The sequence below is a fragment of the Photobacterium halotolerans DSM 18316 genome (assembly GCF_000425165.1).
In the GTDB taxonomy this organism is placed as follows: domain Bacteria; phylum Pseudomonadota; class Gammaproteobacteria; order Enterobacterales; family Vibrionaceae; genus Photobacterium; species Photobacterium halotolerans.
This window is the reverse complement of sequence record NZ_KE384319.1, coordinates 532,260-549,515: the sequence shown is the minus strand read 5'-3', so window position 1 is coordinate 549,515 and position 17,256 is coordinate 532,260. Positions and strand designations below refer to the sequence as shown.

Annotated in this window: 14 protein-coding genes, 1 tRNA gene and 1 other RNA gene; 10 read left to right on the top strand and 6 right to left on the bottom strand. The window is 51.2% G+C overall.

The window, feature by feature from the left end:
* Window positions 1-38: 38 nt before the first annotated feature.
* Together H511_RS0111825 and H511_RS24870 are read right to left on the bottom strand one after the other, a co-directional pair.
* Window positions 39-701 (bottom strand): hypothetical protein, encoded by a 663-nt coding sequence (locus H511_RS0111825; protein ID WP_051288107.1) that lies wholly within the window; start codon window positions 699-701, stop codon window positions 39-41.
* Window positions 702-847: 146 nt separating this feature from the next.
* Window positions 848-1,003 carry a hypothetical protein gene (locus tag H511_RS24870; protein WP_027252484.1) on the bottom strand — a complete coding sequence of 52 codons (156 nt, stop codon included), beginning with the start codon at window positions 1,001-1,003 and terminating at the stop codon, window positions 848-850.
* A gap of 276 nt (window positions 1,004-1,279) precedes the next feature.
* On the opposite strand from H511_RS24870, the gene htpX reads away from it, so the two are divergent.
* Window positions 1,280-2,158 carry a protease HtpX gene (htpX, locus tag H511_RS0111815; protein ID WP_027252483.1) on the top strand — a complete coding sequence of 293 codons (879 nt, stop codon included), beginning with the start codon at window positions 1,280-1,282 and terminating at the stop codon, window positions 2,156-2,158.
* Between the two features lie 44 nt (window positions 2,159-2,202).
* Here htpX and H511_RS0111810 read toward each other — a convergent pair whose 3' ends face one another.
* Entirely contained in the window at window positions 2,203-3,333 is a 1,131-nt protein-coding gene (locus tag H511_RS0111810; protein ID WP_051288105.1) for a PQQ-dependent sugar dehydrogenase, read from the bottom strand.
* A gap of 47 nt (window positions 3,334-3,380) precedes the next feature.
* A complete protein-coding gene (locus H511_RS0111805; protein WP_027252481.1) occupies window positions 3,381-4,844 on the bottom strand; it encodes an aminotransferase-like domain-containing protein in 1,464 nt (487 codons plus the stop codon).
* A gap of 127 nt (window positions 4,845-4,971) precedes the next feature.
* Between H511_RS0111805 and H511_RS0111800 the strand changes: the two genes are divergently transcribed.
* From H511_RS0111800 to H511_RS24425, 3 genes are all read left to right on the top strand, one after another.
* Window positions 4,972-5,850, top strand: coding sequence for a DMT family transporter (locus H511_RS0111800; protein ID WP_036759585.1), 879 nt, complete (start codon window positions 4,972-4,974; stop codon window positions 5,848-5,850).
* 118 nt (window positions 5,851-5,968) lie between these two features.
* Window positions 5,969-6,059: transfer RNA gene (locus H511_RS0111795), tRNA-Ser, on the top strand.
* Between the two features lie 47 nt (window positions 6,060-6,106).
* Window positions 6,107-6,234: non-coding RNA, RtT sRNA (locus H511_RS24425), on the top strand.
* A gap of 121 nt (window positions 6,235-6,355) precedes the next feature.
* On the opposite strand, the gene H511_RS23245 is transcribed toward H511_RS24425, so the two are convergent.
* A complete protein-coding gene (locus H511_RS23245; RefSeq protein ID WP_051288104.1) occupies window positions 6,356-7,303 on the bottom strand; it encodes a LysR family transcriptional regulator in 948 nt (315 codons plus the stop codon).
* Between the two features lie 150 nt (window positions 7,304-7,453).
* Here H511_RS23245 and hutH point away from each other — a divergent pair, with 150 nt between their 5' ends.
* Both hutH and H511_RS0111780 read left to right on the top strand, forming a co-directional pair.
* On the top strand, window positions 7,454-8,944 hold the full coding sequence (gene hutH / locus H511_RS0111785) for a histidine ammonia-lyase (RefSeq protein WP_027252479.1): 1,491 nt from the start codon (window positions 7,454-7,456) through the stop codon (window positions 8,942-8,944).
* 15 nt (window positions 8,945-8,959) lie between these two features.
* Window positions 8,960-10,972 carry a urocanate hydratase gene (locus tag H511_RS0111780; protein WP_027252478.1) on the top strand — a complete coding sequence of 671 codons (2,013 nt, stop codon included), beginning with the start codon at window positions 8,960-8,962 and terminating at the stop codon, window positions 10,970-10,972.
* An 86-nt stretch (window positions 10,973-11,058) separates the two neighbouring features.
* Here the strand turns inward: H511_RS0111780 and H511_RS0111775 are convergent, their stop codons facing one another.
* A complete protein-coding gene (locus tag H511_RS0111775; RefSeq protein WP_027252477.1) occupies window positions 11,059-12,414 on the bottom strand; it encodes an MBL fold metallo-hydrolase RNA specificity domain-containing protein in 1,356 nt (451 codons plus the stop codon).
* A 362-nt stretch (window positions 12,415-12,776) separates the two neighbouring features.
* Between H511_RS0111775 and slyA the strand changes: the two genes are divergently transcribed.
* The 4 genes from slyA to H511_RS0111755 all read left to right on the top strand — a co-directional run bounded on the left by slyA (window position 12,777) and on the right by H511_RS0111755 (window position 17,253).
* Window positions 12,777-13,250: a transcriptional regulator SlyA gene (gene slyA, locus H511_RS0111770; RefSeq protein ID WP_027252476.1), complete on the top strand. Its 474-nt coding sequence runs from the start codon at window positions 12,777-12,779 to the stop codon at window positions 13,248-13,250.
* A gap of 16 nt (window positions 13,251-13,266) precedes the next feature.
* Complete coding sequence (locus H511_RS0111765; protein WP_027252475.1) at window positions 13,267-14,325, top strand: HlyD family secretion protein; 1,059 nt, start codon at window positions 13,267-13,269, stop codon at window positions 14,323-14,325.
* A 12-nt stretch (window positions 14,326-14,337) separates the two neighbouring features.
* The gene (locus H511_RS0111760) at window positions 14,338-15,378 is read left to right on the top strand and encodes a DUF2955 domain-containing protein (RefSeq protein WP_027252474.1); all 1,041 of its coding nucleotides are present in this window, start codon (window positions 14,338-14,340) and stop codon (window positions 15,376-15,378) included.
* Between the two features lie 258 nt (window positions 15,379-15,636).
* On the top strand, window positions 15,637-17,253 hold the full coding sequence (locus H511_RS0111755) for a methyl-accepting chemotaxis protein (protein ID WP_027252473.1): 1,617 nt from the start codon (window positions 15,637-15,639) through the stop codon (window positions 17,251-17,253).
* Window positions 17,254-17,256: the final 3 nt, after the last annotated feature.

The following is a 17,256-nucleotide window of genomic DNA, read 5'->3' as shown; positions in this document are numbered from 1 at the left end:
TGCCGCCAGCAAGGCGGCGTTGTCGTATATCCATGATATTAATAACGCTGTTTTTTGTTGACTAAGTAAGGTAAGCAATACCAGATTGCCGCGGCCAGAATTAAACTGTAACCCAGCAGTTCAACGCCTTCTTCAGCCAGGTTTTTGATTTCACGTACATAGTTATCCTGCATCGCGGCTTGCCAGATCTCCCCCATGCCAAACAGGCGTGAGAACACCAGCAGTGTGGCTAAACCGCCCAGCATCAGACCGAAACTGGCGTGCTGGCTGTATCGGCTTAAGGCGGGCTGTGTCGTTTGTGGGTGTTTATAAGCATAGAACATTCCCGTTACTGCTACGATAGCTGCCGGGAACTTCCAGAAGCCGTGCCAGATAAGATCAAGCAGCCCGTCCAGTTCCCGGATCAGCAGCACCATAAAAAAGGCTGACGCTAACAGTGCAAAGCCCCTCAGAGTGCTTCTTGTCACTGCAACAGCAGAAAAGAGTATGCTGGTTAATAGTAAAAAGAGTTCCTGAGTATACTCGACCAGGGAATTTTCGCTGAGGCTGCCACTCAGTTGCAGCACTTCGATTTGTATGATGAATGCGGCAATTGCAGTGATAACAGCAACAGCCAAAAACATAGCAACGGGAATGAGCAGAGTGCGCACGCCTTCGCGCGAAGCGGCGCTATCCATAGTGGGTGAATAGAGCTTTTTCATAATTTACCTGTACAGTGTTCAGAATAATTTTTGGGATTAGTATCACATAATCATTCTGAATGAGAACTGTCGTAAAGACATTATGACGCAGAAATGACAAAGCCTCCGGAAAGGAGGCTTTGGGTCTAGCATTTGTTACAAGGAAATCAGTTATCGCTGAGTAAAGGCATCTGCTCAATGACTTCAGTTGACTGTGTGGCGATTGGGTCAATCCCCAGCTCTGCGCAGGCTTCTTCAGCCGTCATGCCAAGATGGCAACGCAGGATATCAATTGCGACTTGGTAGTTTTCTTGGTCAGCCATCTTGCCTCCTTGTTAGATACTGTGAATTCGAATACGCAACGACAATAGAGAATGGCGACATCTTATACAATACGACCAAAGTCTAAGACCCGATGATCGGGCAAACCATGATTTTTGTCTCAGAAGCGGATATCTCTTACCAAAAGTAACAATTTACTGCTTCCGCTTGTTTTTAGATTGAACGACCATACTATAAGTACCATCTTATTGATGCGCCTGCCATTAGGAAGGCGCATAAGCATTTGACACCCAGACCTTTGTTGGAGAAAGAAAGGTATGAAGCGAATTGGCTTGTTCCTGGCAACCAACCTTGCCGTAATGCTGGTATTCAGCATTGTGCTCAATATTATCTATGCCGTGACTGATTTACAGCCAGGCAGCTTGAACGGCCTGCTGGTGATGGCGTTGCTGTTTGGTTTTGGCGGTTCTTTGATTTCCCTTTTCATGTCTAAGTCCATGGCACTCAGGTCTGTGGGCGGTATGGTGATTGAACACCCGCGTAATGAAACAGAACACTGGCTGATGGAAACCGTTGCACGTCAGGCGAAGCAGTCCGGTATCGGTATGCCGACTGTGGCTGTGTATGATTCACCCGATATCAATGCGTTCGCAACAGGTGCCAAGCGTGATGACTCTTTGGTGGCAGTGTCTACCGGGTTGTTACACAACATGACCCGCGATGAAGCTGAGGCTGTGCTGGCACACGAAGTCAGCCATATTGCCAATGGTGATATGGTGACCATGACCTTGCTGCAGGGGGTGGTGAACACCTTTGTGATTTTTGTCTCCCGTATTATTGCGGGTGCTGTCAGTGGGGTCAGCAACAACAGTGAAGAAGGCGAGGGGGGCAGTTTTGTCACCTACTTCATCGTCTCCACTATCATGGAATTGTTGTTCGGCTTCCTGGCCAGCATCATTACCATGTGGTACAGCCGTCACCGTGAATTCAAAGCTGATGCAGGTTCTGCACATCTGGTTGGTAAAGAGAAGATGATTGCTGCGCTGGAGCGCCTGAAAGTCAGCCAGGAATCTCACCTGGAAGGTTCAATGATGGCGTTTGGCATCAACGGCAAGAAAACCCTGTCTGAACTTTTCATGACACACCCGCCGCTGGAAAAACGTATTGATGCGTTGCGTCGTGGTGAGCACCTGTAATCCACTCAGACTAACGACAGCCCCCGCATCATGCGGGGGCTGTTTCATTTGGGCACAATGCGGTACAGGTTGCCGTTGTCAGTAGCGAAATAGATAATCCCTTCTGCACTTTGCGCCAGTGAGCGAACTCTTTCATTCAAGTCTTCAAACAGCCTTTCTTCTTTTACAGGATTTCCCTGCGCATTAAGGGCGACACGATTGAGGTGCTGTAACACCAGTGCGCCGGTAAACAGATTACCCTGCCAGGCCGGAAAAGCGCTGCCCTGATAAATCATCAGGCTGCCGGGTGCAATGGAGGGGACATACACTTTTTTCGGCGACTCAATACCGGCTTTTTCTTTGGATTCACCGACATCCAGCGGCCCCCAGTACTCTTTACCGTGTGAGGTAACTGGCCAGCCGTAATTGCGCCCCGGCAGGATCTGGTTGATTTCATCCCCACCGCGCGGGCCATGTTCAATCTCCCATAACCTGTCCGTCTTTGTATCAAACGCCATGCCTTGCGGGTTGCGGTGACCATAGCTCCAGATCTCTGCCAATGCGCCGGACTTATCATAAAAGGGATTGTCTTTCGGCACTGTGCCATTGAGATTTAAACGTAGTATCGAGGCGGCATGATTGCTCAGATCCTGCCCGTTCGGGCGATTGCCTCTGTCACCGACAGAAAAAAACACATGGCCTTTCATATCAAACGCTATCCGGCTGCCATAGTGTTTGCTGGCCTCACTGTGTGGACGGGAAACCAGCAAATCCTGCCAGTCGGTGAGCGTCTGGCCGGATAACTTGGCTCTTGCCAGCGTGGTGGCGCTGCCGCCTTTGACCGGTTTGCTGTAGGTAAAATAGATCCAGCCATTTGCCAGGGGATCGGGGGATAGCATGACATCCAGTAAACCACCCTGGCCCCGGGTATAAATATCTGGCAGGCCACTCAGGGTACTTTGCTGTCCTGAGCGGGTATCGACCAGGACCGCCTTTCCCTGACGCAGGGTGATGAGCAGTGTTGTTGGGTTAACAAAGGTCATTCCCCACGGCACTGACAGGCCGTCAGCCACTTTTTCAAGCTGATAAGCCATGCCTTCACTGGAGCCGGTACTGACAATGCCGGGCGCTGATGTTACTGAGAAAGACAATGTGCTTAACAACACACCGATGAAGGCAAGGTGTCGGAATCTCATGGTATCTTCCTTAATAAAATGATCTTTTCAGTAAGCCTAGTCGATGCTCACTCTGTGTTATCAATCAGTGGTCTGATATGTTCGGCAATGAGTTGCGCCAGCTTTTTCACGCCTGAGTTCCAGTGCGAATTATCTTCGAATGCAGCATAGCTGAGCCGGAGACAATGGCGGTACTGATCCTGAGTGCAAAACATATTGCCGGGTAACAGGCTGATCCCAGCCTCCAGTGCCTGCTGATAAAGCTGATAACTGTCGGCCTGCTCGGGCAGCGTCAGCCAGCAGAGAAAGCTGCCATCGGGCAGGTGTAAATGATACCGGCCAGCCATCCAGGGATAGCTGTCGAGCGCAGAGCAAAGACGCTGACTGAATGCGCGTTGATTACGCTGGTAATAGCGCCTGACTTTATTGAGGTGAGTGCGGTATTTGCCGGTCTTTAAAAACTCAGCCACCGCTGACTGCATCAGATTCAGGCTGCCCATGTTGTTTGCGAGCAGGCGTTTTTCAATCAGCGGCTGATACTGCCCGGCCAGCATCCAGCCAATACGCAAGCGAGAATCCAGCGTTTTAGATAACGAATTGCAATAAATTACCCTGTTATCGCTATCCAGACTGTAAAGCGCGGGCGGGCGTTTGCCGTAGCCCAGATCACCGAACACATCATCTTCAATCACAGGGATACCCGCGGTGATGCTGAGAAAGCGCTCGCGCTCACGGCGCGGCATCACAGCGCCGGTTGGGTTATTGAAGCTCGGGTTGATCAGAATCGCCGCGACGGGCCACTGTGCCAGGGCGAGTGACAGATGCGTTAAATCCATCCCGGTCTGCGGGTGAGAGGGGATCTCGACCACTTTCAGGCCCAGTGATTCCAGCAACAGCAGATTGCCGAAATAGCAGGGGGAATCAACGATGACGGTATCGCCGGATTGGGTCAGCACCTGCAACGCCATGCTGATCCCCTGTTGCGCGCCGTGGGTGATCAGAATCTCATCGGGCGAGGTCGAAATGTCCAGCCACTGATTGACAGTTACCAGTTGCTTTCTTAGTTGCTCATCGCCTGGCGGGAGCAAATAATGGCTTGGCAGATGGGTCTGGTAACGGCTGTGGCGGCCAATTTCAGCATACAGCGAGGTAATGGCGGGAAATTGCGTATTCGGGTGCGCGCTGCCGGTTGGAAGCAAAGACGATGACGGGGACTGTTGCAATATGGTTCGGCTTAATGTCAGTAAATCGACAAAGCCGGGGGCCTGCATCGTCAGAGAAGCAGTCCGCCCGGCAGTGATGACCCGGTAGCCAGAGCGGGGATGCGCTTCAATTTTCTGAGTCGCTTCAAGCTCCTGATAAGCACGTATGACAGTGTTTTTGCTTACCGTGAGCTGTTCACTTAACTGGCGAATCGAAGGAAGCTTATCACCAGGCTGATACACACCGCGCTCCATACGCAGTGTCAGTTCCCGGATCACTTGCCGGTATTTGGCCTCGCTGGTTTGTGCTTGGTGTTGTGTTTGCGGCATCTGTACCCTATGAAAATCACAAAACTGTCACTTTTTACTTTTTTTGTACCCCTCTACAGTAGTGGAAAATCATGATAATCACCAGAAGGACGTCTCAGTGGCTCGGTTTATTCCTTTCATATTTGTGATGCTGTGGAGCACGGGTTTCATTGGCGCCCGTTTTGGCCTGCCGTATGCGGAACCTGCAACGTTTCTCTTTATACGCATGGCATTAAATATTCTGATATTTATGGTGTTGCTGTACCTACTTAACGGGCAGCTTCCGACAGGTCGTGCGCGGCTGCACAGCATGGTCGCGGGTGTGCTGATTCATGGTTTCTATCTGGGCGGCACCTATTACGGCATTTATCTTGGCATGCCAGCGGGCCTGTGCGCCTTACTGGTTGGATTACAACCTGTACTGACGGCACTCTTGTTGGTTGGGATGGGGCAGGAGCGGCTGGCATTCTCACAGTGGCTGGGCCTGCTGGTGGGGCTGATGGGCATTACTTTGGTGCTGCAGGGCAATATGAGCTGGCAGCAGGAAGATCATAAAGTGGCTGCCTATTTGTGCGCCGCTACTGCCTTGCTCGGTATTACGCTCGGTACACTGTATCAAAAGCGTTTCTGCCAGCAGGTTGATTTGGTCGGTGGCTCGGTTTACCAATACCTGATGGCGGCGCTCTTGTTCGCACCTGTGATGATGACGATGGAAACCATGCAGGTGGAATGGAACCTGACATTCACGCTGACCCTGGCCTGGCTGGTACTCGGGGTGTCTGTGACAGCCGTATGGCTGCTGCTTTACATGGTGAGACACGGTGAAGCCTCGAAAGTTGCCTCAACCTTTTATCTGGTGCCGCCGGTGACAGCGCTGCAAGCCTGGCTGGCATTCAATGAAACCTTCGATGCGATGAGTGCCGTCGGTTTTATGCTGGCTGCCATGGCGGTTTATCTGGTGATGCGAAAACCCAAGACGGTGCAAACGCAGGAAAAGTCACTGGCTTCTGTGCAACAGGAAAGCTAAAGGGCTGAAAAATCAGCCAAAGCGAAAAGGAATGTGTCAGATTGGCGATCAAGTGTGCATTTGATTCTTTGGGGTATTTACAACATGGGATCGGCTGGGTATCATGCGCACCACTTACGGAGAGATGGCTGAGTGGTTGAAAGCACCGGTCTTGAAAACCGGCATACGTTAATAGCGTATCTAGGGTTCAAATCCCTATCTCTCCGCCACATTCAAAAAAACCGCTGAACTATCAGCGGTTTTTTTTTCGCCTGAACCTTGGCAAGATGAGATAGGGTGAAGAAGCCTAGAAGGGTTCAGCCGAGCGAAGCGAGACCACGTTGCCTTCAGGCAACGCCCGAAGGGGCGCGAGCTTGCGAGCGATAAATCCCTATCTCTCCGCCACATTCGAAAGCCTCGTCGAAAGACGGGGCTTTTTTTATTGAGCTTTAGTGTGCGTTGTCCGGGATTTGAAAATCCCTCTATACCTTGTTCTGGCTCCACATTCGAAGAAACCGCTGAACTATCAGCGGTTTTTTTTCGTCTGAACCTTGGCAACACTGGCACTGGATGACGGTTCAAGGCTATGACAACGCTTAATCTCTTTAATCAGTGCTTTGGCCAGGGGCGACGCTGAATTATTTTTTAACGTGATCAGCATGACCGGGATTTGGTAGGTATATTTCTCGGGTAAGATAGGTTTAATCAGTCCCTTGCTGACCCAGCTGTTGGCGTAGTGCTCGGGCAGGTAGCCGATAAATGCACCGGATAAAATCAAATGAGCAATCCCCTCATCGTGATAGGCGATGGCCGTGTTCTGGTAATTCAGTGCGTCGTTGCGGGTTTCTTTATCCCGCATATAGTTACTGGTGATCACTTCTGCTTGTTGCAACAGCGTGTTGATCTCCGAAGGGTGGCAGTCGAACAGCGGGTGGCCTTTGCCGCAATACAGATAGTTCGTTTCATTATGCAGGGGGAAATAGTCGAGCCCCCTTAGCGGGTGACGACTAACGCCGATTCCCACCAGCGAGCGCCCATTCACAACGGATGTTTCTACTTCGCGCGCTTCGCATACATTGATGTCGAACTGTAAGTTATTACTTCTGCTTTTTAACCCGGCAATCACCTGGGCCACCCGGCAGCGCGGATCGTTGACTAAGGTGTCGATCATGGCAATCGTGACCCGACCGGACAGTTCGTTTTTAGAACTCGCCACTGTGGCGGCAAAGGCTTCGCACTGCTGGAGTAACTCCAGCGAGGCTTGATAGGTCACGCGCCCGGCCTCTGTGACCTCAAAGCCGCTTCGGCCGCGTTTGCAAAGCGTAATCCCAAGGCGCACTTCCAGGTCGGATAAGTGAGAGCTGATGGTGGAGCGGCCTATGTTTAAGCGCGATTCTGCCGCCGACAGACCGCCGCACTCAACGATAGCAACGAATATTCTCAGCATACGTAAATCAACATCTTGAATCTGCATAGCGGCTCTCTGTCAGCGTGAGTTATTAGTTCGATAAAACCGGAATAAACTACGAACATTATGCTTTTATAAAACATACAGGGCAAGCTAACATTATTTTATAGAAGCAATCTGATACAGAGATATCAGTCAGTCAGGAGAACAAACAAGATGTTTAGATATGGTGTTGATCAACTCAATCTGGATATTGTCAACGGCATAGCGGATGGCAGTATCAAAGCGGAACTCTGTGAAGAAGCGCTCGACAAAATCAATGCAAGCCGTCGTAATGTGGACATCATTGCCGCTTCCGACAAGGCGGTGTACGGCATCAATACTGGATTCGGCCCGCTGTGTGATACCCAAATTTCACCGGAAGAAACGCATCTGTTACAAAAAAATCTCCTGATTACCCACGCGGTTGGTGTGGGTGAGCCGATTGCGAAATCCATCTCAAAACTGATGCTGATCACCAAGATACATGCCTTAAGTCAGGGTTACTCAGGTATTCGTCTGGAAGTTGTTCAGCGTATGCTGGCGTTTCTCGAACACGATCTGATCCCTGTTGTGCCGGAGCAAGGCTCTGTTGGCGCATCGGGCGACCTGGCACCGCTTTCTCACCTGTTCTTACCCCTCATTGGCGAAGGTGAATTCTGGCAGGGCGACAACACAGTGCCAGCCGCACAAGCGCTGCGAGAAAAAGGCTTAGCGCCGCTTGAGCTGCACGCAAAAGAAGGTCTGGCGCTGATCAACGGCACACAGTTTATTCTGTCTCATGCCATTACCGCACTCACGAAAATGCGCTATCTGCTTGATTTGGCAGATCTTGCCGGTGCGATGAGTATTGAGGGGATGCAGGGCAGTGGTTCACCATTCAGAGAAGAGCTGCACCTGACGCGTGCCTTTGCCGGTAACATTGAAGTCGCCGCCCGGATGAGACGTTTCTTCAAAGACTCACAAAACATGGCCTCGCATGCTGATTGTGTTCGCGTACAAGACCCATATTCCCTGCGCTGTATTCCGCAGGTGCATGGTGCTTCGCGCAATGCCTACAATCACCTGAAAGAACTGGCTGAAATTGAAATGAACTCAGTGACTGATAACCCGATTGTTATCAGCTCCGAAGAAGCCATTTCCGGCGGTAGTTTCCATGGGCAACCGCTGGCCATGGTGCTGGATTATGCCTCTATTGCTGCCGCGGAACTGGGTAATATTGCAGACCGTCGCTGCTACCTGCTGCTTGAAGGCTTGCACGGTTTGCCGCGTCTGTTGACGGCATCCGGTGGCCTGAACTCGGGCATGATGATCCCGCAATACGTGACAGCGGCTCTGGTCACGGAAAACAAATCACTCTGTTTTCCACCGTCTGCTGACAGCGTGCCGACTTCTATGGGTCAGGAAGATCACGTGTCTATGGGCAGTATCTCGGGCAGAAAGCTGAATCAGATTTTGGGTAACCTGGAAAAGATTTTAGCTATCGAACTGATGTATGCGGCACAAGCGATTGAATTCAGACGTCCGAATCGCTGTTCAGATGTGATTGAAGAAAACTACCGAATTATTCGTGAGAAAGTGGCCAAGCTGGAAGAAGACCGCCTGCTGAAGCCAGACATCGATGCCATGATCGGATTAGTGAAAACACAAGCGTTTAAAGTGAACTAAAGGGAGCCTGTAAGAATGGACACTGTATTCAATTTTCAAGAACAAATTCGACAAGGGATCCCCAGCGTATTGCCGGAGGCTAAACCGTATCCGGCCGGTGTTAACCGTGCGCCCAAACGCAAAGACATCCTGACGCCGGAAGAAAAGCAATTGGCCATTCGTAATGCCTTGCGTTACTTCCCGAAAGAATGGCATCAGGAACTGGCTGCCGAATTTGCTCAGGAACTGAAAGATTTTGGCCGCATTTACATGTACCGCTTCAAGCCGAACTACGATCTGAAAGCACGCTCTATTTCAGACTATCCGGCGAAATGCGAGCAGGCCGCCGCCATCATGCTGATGATCGACAACAACCTGGATCCGGCTGTGGCGCAGCACCCTGAAGAGCTCATCACTTACGGTGGTAACGGTGCGGTATTCCAGAACTGGGCCCAATACCTGCTGACCATGAAATACCTAAGTGAGATGGAAAGCGATCAGACGCTCCATTTGTACTCAGGGCATCCTATGGGTCTGTTCCCATCGTCGGAAGAGGCACCGCGCGTTGTGGTGACCAACGGTATGATGATCCCGAACTACTCAAAGCCGGATGACTGGGAAAAGTTCAACGCATTAGGCGTGACGCAATACGGCCAGATGACAGCGGGTTCGTTCATGTATATTGGTCCGCAGGGCATCGTACACGGCACCACCATTACTGTTATGAACGCCTTCCGCAAAGTGCTTGAAAAAGGTCAAAGCCCGAAAGGAAAGATCTTCCTGACAGCGGGGCTTGGCGGCATGAGCGGCGCACAACCCAAAGCCGGTAATATCGCTAACTGTATTACAGTATGTGCCGAAGTGAACCCGAAAGCGGCGATCAAACGTCACGAACAAGGCTGGGTGGATGAGCTGATCGACAATATGGATGCGTTAGTCGAACGTGTTCGTGAAGCACAAGCCAACGACGAAGTGGTCTCGATTGCCTTTATCGGCAACGTGGTGGATGTGTGGGAAACCTTCTACGAGAAGGACATTTTTATCCACCTGGGTTCGGATCAGACATCGCTGCACAACCCTTGGTCAGGCGGTTACTACCCGGTTGACATCAGCTATGACGAATCGAACCGTCTTATCCGTGAAGAGCCAGAGCTGTTCAAGGTAAAAGTACAAGACACACTGAAGCGTCATGCGGATGCGGTAAACAAACACACAGCCCGCGGCACTTACTTCTTTGACTACGGTAATGCTTTCCTGCTTGAAGCGTCGCGTGCGGGTGGTGATGTGATGGCTGAAAACGGCATCGACTTTAAATACCCGTCCTACGTACAGGACATTCTGGGTCCGATGTGTTTTGACTACGGTTTTGGCCCGTTCCGTTGGGTCTGTACTTCAGGTAAGCCGGAAGATCTGGACAGAACCGATGCGATTGCCGCTGAGGTGCTGAGCAAGATTATGGCCGAGTCGCCGGAAGAAATTCAGCAGCAGATGCAAGACAACATCACTTGGATCAAAGATGCCAAGCAAAACAAGCTGGTGGTCGGTTCACAAGCGCGTATTCTGTATGCTGATTCACAAGGCCGTATGGAAATTGCCAAAGCGTTTAACGATGCGATCCATCGCGGTGAAATTGGTCCTGTTGTACTGGGCCGCGACCACCACGACGTCAGCGGTACGGATTCACCATTCCGTGAAACGTCGAACATCTATGATGGCAGCCGCTTTACAGCAGACATGGCCATTCACAACGTGATCGGCGATGGCTTCCGCGGCGCAACCTGGGTCTCTATCCATAACGGTGGCGGTGTAGGCTGGGGTGAAGTGATCAACGGCGGGTTCGGCATGTTGCTTGACGGCAGTGAAAGTGCCGAGCGCAGGCTGAAGTCTATGTTGCTGTTCGATGTTAACAACGGCATTGCACGTCGCAGCTGGGCGCGTAACAAAGAAGCGAACTTCGCCATCCAACGCGAAATGGCAAGAACGCCTAAGCTAAAAGTGACGTTAGCAAACCAGGTTGACGATGACATTATCAATAATCTGACATTCTGAGTAACCTGCCAATCATTGTTTTCTGAAAGCCTCGTTATGACGAGGCTTTTTCGTCTGGGCTTTTATCCATCGGACTCACCTTGCGGCTACAGGCGTAAAATACTCCAGTAACCTGCCACATGAACGGTAAATGTTGTCTGTTCCTGTAAATGCACGCGCAGTCCTTCGAGGGCTTCGGGGTCGCCGTGAATGAGCTGAATGGGTGTTTTTTTTGCCAGTGCCGACTGCTGTAACCACTGGGTCAGTTCAAGGTAATCCGCATGACCGGACAGGCTGGAAAGCATTTTTATCGAGGCACGCAACGGTATCCATTCGCCATGAATTTTTACCGTCTCAACGCCTGCCAGCATTTTTGCGCCCCGGGTACCACCGACCTGATAACCGGTAAACAGGACAGTGGTTTTGGGGCTGCCGAGCAAGCGTTTAAAATGGTGCAGAATGCGTCCCCCCGTTGCCATCCCGCTACCGGCAATGATGATGTGAGGGAAAGCTTGCTTTTCTATCGCCTTCGATTCATCCACGGTCCGGATATAGATGATGTCATTACACATTCGATGACATTCCTCTGAATTGAGCCGGTGCTGTTCACTGTACTGACAAAAAATATCCGATACTTTAATGGCCATCGGGCTATCAAGATAGACGGGAATTCTGGGGATTTTTTCTTTTTGCATCAAAGTGGCCAGCATATGTTGTAAAGCCTGCGCCCGTCCCACAGCAAATGCAGGAATCAGTAATACGCCGCCATGCATCACTGTCTGGTTGACTATCTCTGCCAGCTCTTCAAACGGGTCCTGTGGATCGTGCCGGCGATTACCGTAAGTGGACTCCATCAAGAGAAGATCAAGTGCAGGCAGCGGCCGGGGAGGCATCATCAGCACATCGTGATAACGCCCGACATCGCCGGAGAAACCCACGCGCTTTCCTTCTGCTTCGACAATAATGCTGGCAGCGCCGAGAATATGTCCCGCCGGTTGCAGATAAAAACGGATATCCCCGACGTCGACCGGTTCGTCAAAATCCACCGACTGAAAGAGCGCCATACAGTCTTCAGCGGTTTGTCTGTCGTAGAGCGGTTCCGGGTGTTCATGCTTTCCCAGTTTGTGGTTGCTGTAATATCTGGCGTCCTCCTCGTGGATATGGCCGCTGTCTGCCAGCAGAATCCGGCACAGATCTTTGGTCGCGTGATGCGTAAATACCGGTCCGCGGAAGCCGTGTTTGTACAGCACAGGCAGATAACCAGAGTGGTCGAGATGAGCATGGGTTAACAGAACCGCGTCGAGCTTTTCTGTGTCCATTGGCAATGTCTGCCAGTTACGCTCACGCAGCCACTTATAGCCCTGGAACAGACCACAATCGACCAGCACACTGGTGCGCCCTGCCTCCAGCAGGAACTTGGATCCCGTCACCGTTTCAGTACCACCAAGAAAAGTAATTTTCATCAGATCTTTCCCTCGTTTTCATCTGTTTGAGCGATTGAAAACATTCGACTATGGCTTTATTGGCAAGGGAGCATGTTGATGGGATTGGGCTTTGTGCGATGGTGTTGCTCTTCGTCAAACGGCCACTGTTATTGGTTAGATTAGGTACCCCGGGCGCCTTATTCAAGGCAGTTTGAGGCTGAAGCCAGACCATTGCTGATGGTTAGCTTGCTGCTTGTTGAGATTATCCCGCCTTCGCGTCAGCTATTTATGCTGCGTCTAAATGCTCGTACAGAAAATGTGTGATTGAACTCACAAACTATTTACTTAGCCTGCTAACTATATTATATTGCTTAGCAGGCTAAGTAATTTGGTGAGGCACCATGATTCAAGATATCAACATTCTTCGCGATCTGCCGTTAGCTGAGCAACTCAGCCGGGTTTCCCGCTTATGGAAGATGGTGGCAGACCGCGAACTGGCCCCGTTGGGCCTCACGCATCCGCGCTGGACGGCGTTGTGGAAACTGCAGCGATTGGGCGATCACGTCAGTCAGAAAACATTGGCAGAAGCGCTGGAAATCGAACTGGCTTCGCTGATGCGCACCTTAAAGCAGCTTGAAGCGCAATCGCTGATCACGCGCCGTTGCTGCGACAGCGATAAACGCGCCCGGATTGTCAGCCTGACGGAAGAAGGACGACAACTGCTCACCCAGATGGAAGCGCGCATCATGCAGGTGCGTAAACAGCTGCTGTCGCACATTAACGACCAGGAACTACAGAAACTGGGTCTGATTCTGGAGCAGATTGCCCACAATGCGCTGGATTCTCTGAGCACAGAACACAATAACGATGAATAAGGAGAAATAAACTTCTATGACACCTGATCAAAAATTTGCCCGCTGGATTAAATACGCCTGTTTCGCATTTGTGTTGGTATTTGCTTATTTTTTAATGGCCGACTTGGCCATGCCTCTGACCCCACAAGCGATGGCGACCCGGGTTGTTACCAAAGTCGCTCCCAGAGTGAGCGGCCCGATCACCGAAATACATGTGCACAATAATCAGGCTGTCCATCAGGGCGATGTGCTGTTTGTTATCGATCCGGCCCCTTATAAGCTGGCCGTCGAACAAGCGCGTCTGAATCTGGAAAAAGTGATCCAGAACAACAGCCAGCTGGATGCCTCTATTCTGGCCGCAAAGGCAGAAGTCGCGGCGAATGAAGCTATTTTGCAACAGAAAACGCGCGAAGCGCAGCGACTGAGCACACTGTTTCATCGCAACGGGACCTCACAGCAGCTGCGCGATGATGCCCAGAGTGCTGCCATCGCCGCCAAAGCGAATTTGTCTGCCTCGAAAGCGCGCTTAAAAGAGCTGGAAGTCAGCCGGGGCGAAATCAGCGATAAAAATCTGAGCATCCGTGTGGCGAAAAATCAGCTGCAGCAGGCAGAACTGAATCTGTCTTATACCCGTGTAGAAGCCAGGCGTGACGGCGTGATTACCAACCTCCAGCTGGAGCAAGGCGCTTACGCGGCAGCCGGTAATCCGCTGGTGGCACTGGTATCAACGGATGTCGATATCATTGCCGACTTCCGGGAAAAGAGCCTGCGACATTTCAGTAACGACAGTCAGGCGCTGGTTGCTTTCGACAGTCAGCCCGGTCAGGTCTTTAGCGCACGCATCAGCAGTTTGGATGCGGGTGTCAGTGCCGGCCAGTTTGATGCGAATGGCCGTCTTGCCACGCCTACAGAGTCTAACCGATGGGTGCGGGATGCCCAGCGAATGCGCCTTCATCTGAACATTGAAGGGGAAGCGCCGCAACAGTTACCCGCCGGTGCGCGTGCCACGGTACAGCTGGTTCCGGACAGCGGCCTGTTTGCCTGGATGGCTCGCGCTCAGATTAAATTCCTGAGCACTCTTCATTACATTTATTAAGCGGGAGGTGCCATGAAGTTATGGGATCATCCGATGTCGGAAAACGATTTCCGCCAGTGCCTGCGAATCGCAACCGGTGCCACGCTCGGCTTTACGATCAGTAAAATCTTCGGTTGGAACTACGGGGTCTTTTTTACTGTCACTCCCATGTTGCTGCTGGGTATGGTGCCGGTGATGAGTGCGCACGCCGCGCGTCAGTTGCTGGCTGCAGCGATAGTGTGCGGACTGGAAGTGGGGATCTTAGGCGGATTCTTCGGCGGGCATCCGGGCATGATGACCATGATTGCTTTCGTGCTTTTTCTGTACAAATTTGCCTGTATGTCCAAAGGGACGCTCTTCCTGTTCGGGGCGAACAGCGTGCTCAGCCTGAGCATTATGCTGCACTTTGCCAGTTACCCGAGTTCAGATTTGAATGATCTGATCTTCAGCAACCTGCTGGCCAATGTGCTGTCGGTAGTGATTGCTTACCTGATGACGTTTTTGATCCCCGACGCAGAACCTCGTCAGCCACCTGCGCGTCCCAGTGAGCCGAAAGGTTCTCACCGGATGCGCCATGAAGCGCTGATGGGTGCCAGTATCGCAACACTGTCGTTTCTGGTTTTTCAGATCTTTGATCTCAATGATTCGATGTCAGCGCAGGCCACCACCTTGTTACTGCTTTTTCCTATGCACTGGAACGGCGCTTTGGGTTATGCCCGTAAACGGGCGATGGGCACTATCATGGGGGTCGCCTTTGGTATGGCAGGGCAGTTGTTATTGTATGACTGGTCCGGGATGCTGGTATTGATCATTCCATTGCTGTGGATAGGCGCTATGTTGTTCAGCTATATGCATGTCAAGGAATCCAGCGGCTCAGGCGCCGGCTTTGGCGGACTGACAACGCTTGGCATATTGTACGGGCAATACCTGACCCCGGGGAATGATCTGGTGTTCAGTGCACTTTACCGTGTCAGCAGTATCTTCTTCGCGATAGTTGCCACCTTACTGGTGACATACCTGATCCACCGTTTACTGAACAGCTTTGAGGCGACCCGTTTCAGCCCGGCTCAGTAGCCGGGGTTTGCGCTGCCTTGGGTGATACCGGCAGGCACAGAGGTCATTGTGTCTGCCGTCTTCTTTATGTTCTTCGACAGACTTCTGCTGAGCCAGTGACAGGACATTGAGTGATTTGTATATGATGTGTGTCACATATCATGGTGTTAAATCTCTGTCAGGTATAGAGTTTCAACTTTCTTTGATTTCAGATAACTCTTCCCCGGATTCCCTGCGGCAAAATACGTGCTTTGTTGCTTATTTTGGCAGGGACATCACGTGAAACTTGGGAATATATCAATAAGAATAAAGCTGCAGTTGCTGGTGCTAATGGCGGCCGGGATTATTGTATCTGTCTGTATTTACAATCTGGCGCAGCAGCACAGCGCTTCATTCAGCGAGCGTGAGGATAAACTGCGTGCACAGGTCGAAACTGCACAAGGTATCATTGCGTTTTTTGCCGCTCAGACACCGGATTTAGGCGCAGAGCGGGCGAAAAGTATGGCTCTGAAGGCCATTGAACAGCTCAGGTATGATGGTGATAACTATTTCTGGATTACCAATCCAAGGCAACAAGTCATTATCCACCCGTTAAAGCCGGAATTGAACGGTGCTGATGCTTCTACGATCCGCGATGGCTCTGGTAAGTATCACTGGCGTGAAATGGCGAATATCGCCTCTGCAACAGGCCAGGGGTTTCTGGATTATACCTGGCGGGCACCGGATGGCCGGCTGCACGAAAAAATATCCTATGTGATGTATTTTCCTGAGTGGGACTGGATAGTCGGCTCGGGCGTACTGGTATCGGATATCGACGATGTTTTCTACAGCAACCTGATGAAGGCATCGGTTTTTGCGGCCGTTGCAGTGATCATTCTGGCATTGATCGGATACTTGCTGGCGCATGATATTGTCACACCGCTCACTGCGCTGGTCGAAAAAATTCATGTTATCGCAGACGGCGATCTGAAAGTCAGGCTGAATAAAAAGCGTAAGGATGAAATTGGCGAAATGGGGCGCGAAGTCGATCGCATGCTGGATAAACTGCAGGCGGCACTCAAAGTGGCCAGTCAGTCAGCGGAGCAATCGCGTGAAATGGCCGGCCGGATTGCCAGTGCCAGTGAGGAAACGGCAACCAGCGTTGAATCTCAGCATGTACAGCTTGAGCAACTGTCGGCGGCGATGAATGAAATGTCGGCAACCATTAACGATGTCGCCCAAAATGCAGAAAGTACCTCTGAGGCCACAGTTCACGTTGCCGAACAGGCTCAGCAAAGCAGTGTCAGTATGAAAGCCACCAGCGATAATATTCAGTCGGTGGCTGAAAACATCACCCATGCAGACAGCTTCGTCAATGAGTTGTTACAGGGGGTTAAAGATATTCATGCTGTGGTGAACGTGATTCAGGATGTCTCGGAGCAGACCAATCTGTTGGCATTGAATGCCGCCATTGAAGCGGCCAGAGCCGGTGAGATGGGACGCGGGTTTGCCGTGGTTGCCGATGAAGTCAGAAATCTTGCCAGCCGTACTCAGCAGTCTACCTCAGAGGTCAAGGCCAGTATCGACAGACTGACCAGTATTGCTGAGCAATCAAGTAAAACCATGCAATCGAGTCATTTTCAGGCGGCAAGCTGTGTTGATGTTGCACTGGAAACCCGGAGCACCTTCGAAAATATGGTGTCTGATCTGAATCAGACTACCGACAGAGTGGTGCTGATAGCGGCCGCGGCGGAACAGCAAGGGATTGTCGCTAATGAAATGAATGAAAATGTCAGCAGCATTCATCTGTCTGCTAACGTGATGAAAGAATCGTCGATGAATCTTGCTCAGGAAAGTCAGGCAATGGCGCAAGTGTCGGAATTACTTAACCAGCACCTGGCCTATTTTAAGGTGTAATGT

Bases quoted from the DNA above. Each gene is read 5' to 3' on its own strand.
- H511_RS0111780 (WP_027252478.1), top strand. From the start codon at position 8,960: ATGGACACTGTATTCAATTTTCAAGAACAAATTCGACAAGGGATCCCC.
- H511_RS0111800 (WP_036759585.1), top strand. From the start codon at position 4,972: ATGCTGTGGAGCACGGGTTTCATTGGCGCCCGTTTTGGCCTGCCGTAT.
- slyA (WP_027252476.1), top strand. From the start codon at position 12,777: ATGATTCAAGATATCAACATTCTTCGCGATCTGCCGTTAGCTGAGCAA.
- hutH (WP_027252479.1), top strand. From the start codon at position 7,454: ATGTTTAGATATGGTGTTGATCAACTCAATCTGGATATTGTCAACGGC.
- H511_RS0111825 (WP_051288107.1), bottom strand. From the start codon at position 701: ATGAAAAAGCTCTATTCACCCACTATGGATAGCGCCGCTTCGCGCGAA.
- H511_RS0111805 (WP_027252481.1), bottom strand. From the start codon at position 4,844: ATGCCGCAAACACAACACCAAGCACAAACCAGCGAGGCCAAATACCGG.
- H511_RS0111775 (WP_027252477.1), bottom strand. From the start codon at position 12,414: ATGAAAATTACTTTTCTTGGTGGTACTGAAACGGTGACGGGATCCAAG.
- htpX (WP_027252483.1), top strand. From the start codon at position 1,280: ATGAAGCGAATTGGCTTGTTCCTGGCAACCAACCTTGCCGTAATGCTG.
- H511_RS23245 (WP_051288104.1), bottom strand. From the start codon at position 7,303: ATGCAGATTCAAGATGTTGATTTACGTATGCTGAGAATATTCGTTGCT.
- H511_RS0111765 (WP_027252475.1), top strand. From the start codon at position 13,267: ATGACACCTGATCAAAAATTTGCCCGCTGGATTAAATACGCCTGTTTC.
- H511_RS0111760 (WP_027252474.1), top strand. From the start codon at position 14,338: ATGAAGTTATGGGATCATCCGATGTCGGAAAACGATTTCCGCCAGTGC.
- H511_RS0111810 (WP_051288105.1), bottom strand. From the start codon at position 3,333: ATGAGATTCCGACACCTTGCCTTCATCGGTGTGTTGTTAAGCACATTG.
- H511_RS24870 (WP_027252484.1), bottom strand. From the start codon at position 1,003: ATGGCTGACCAAGAAAACTACCAAGTCGCAATTGATATCCTGCGTTGC.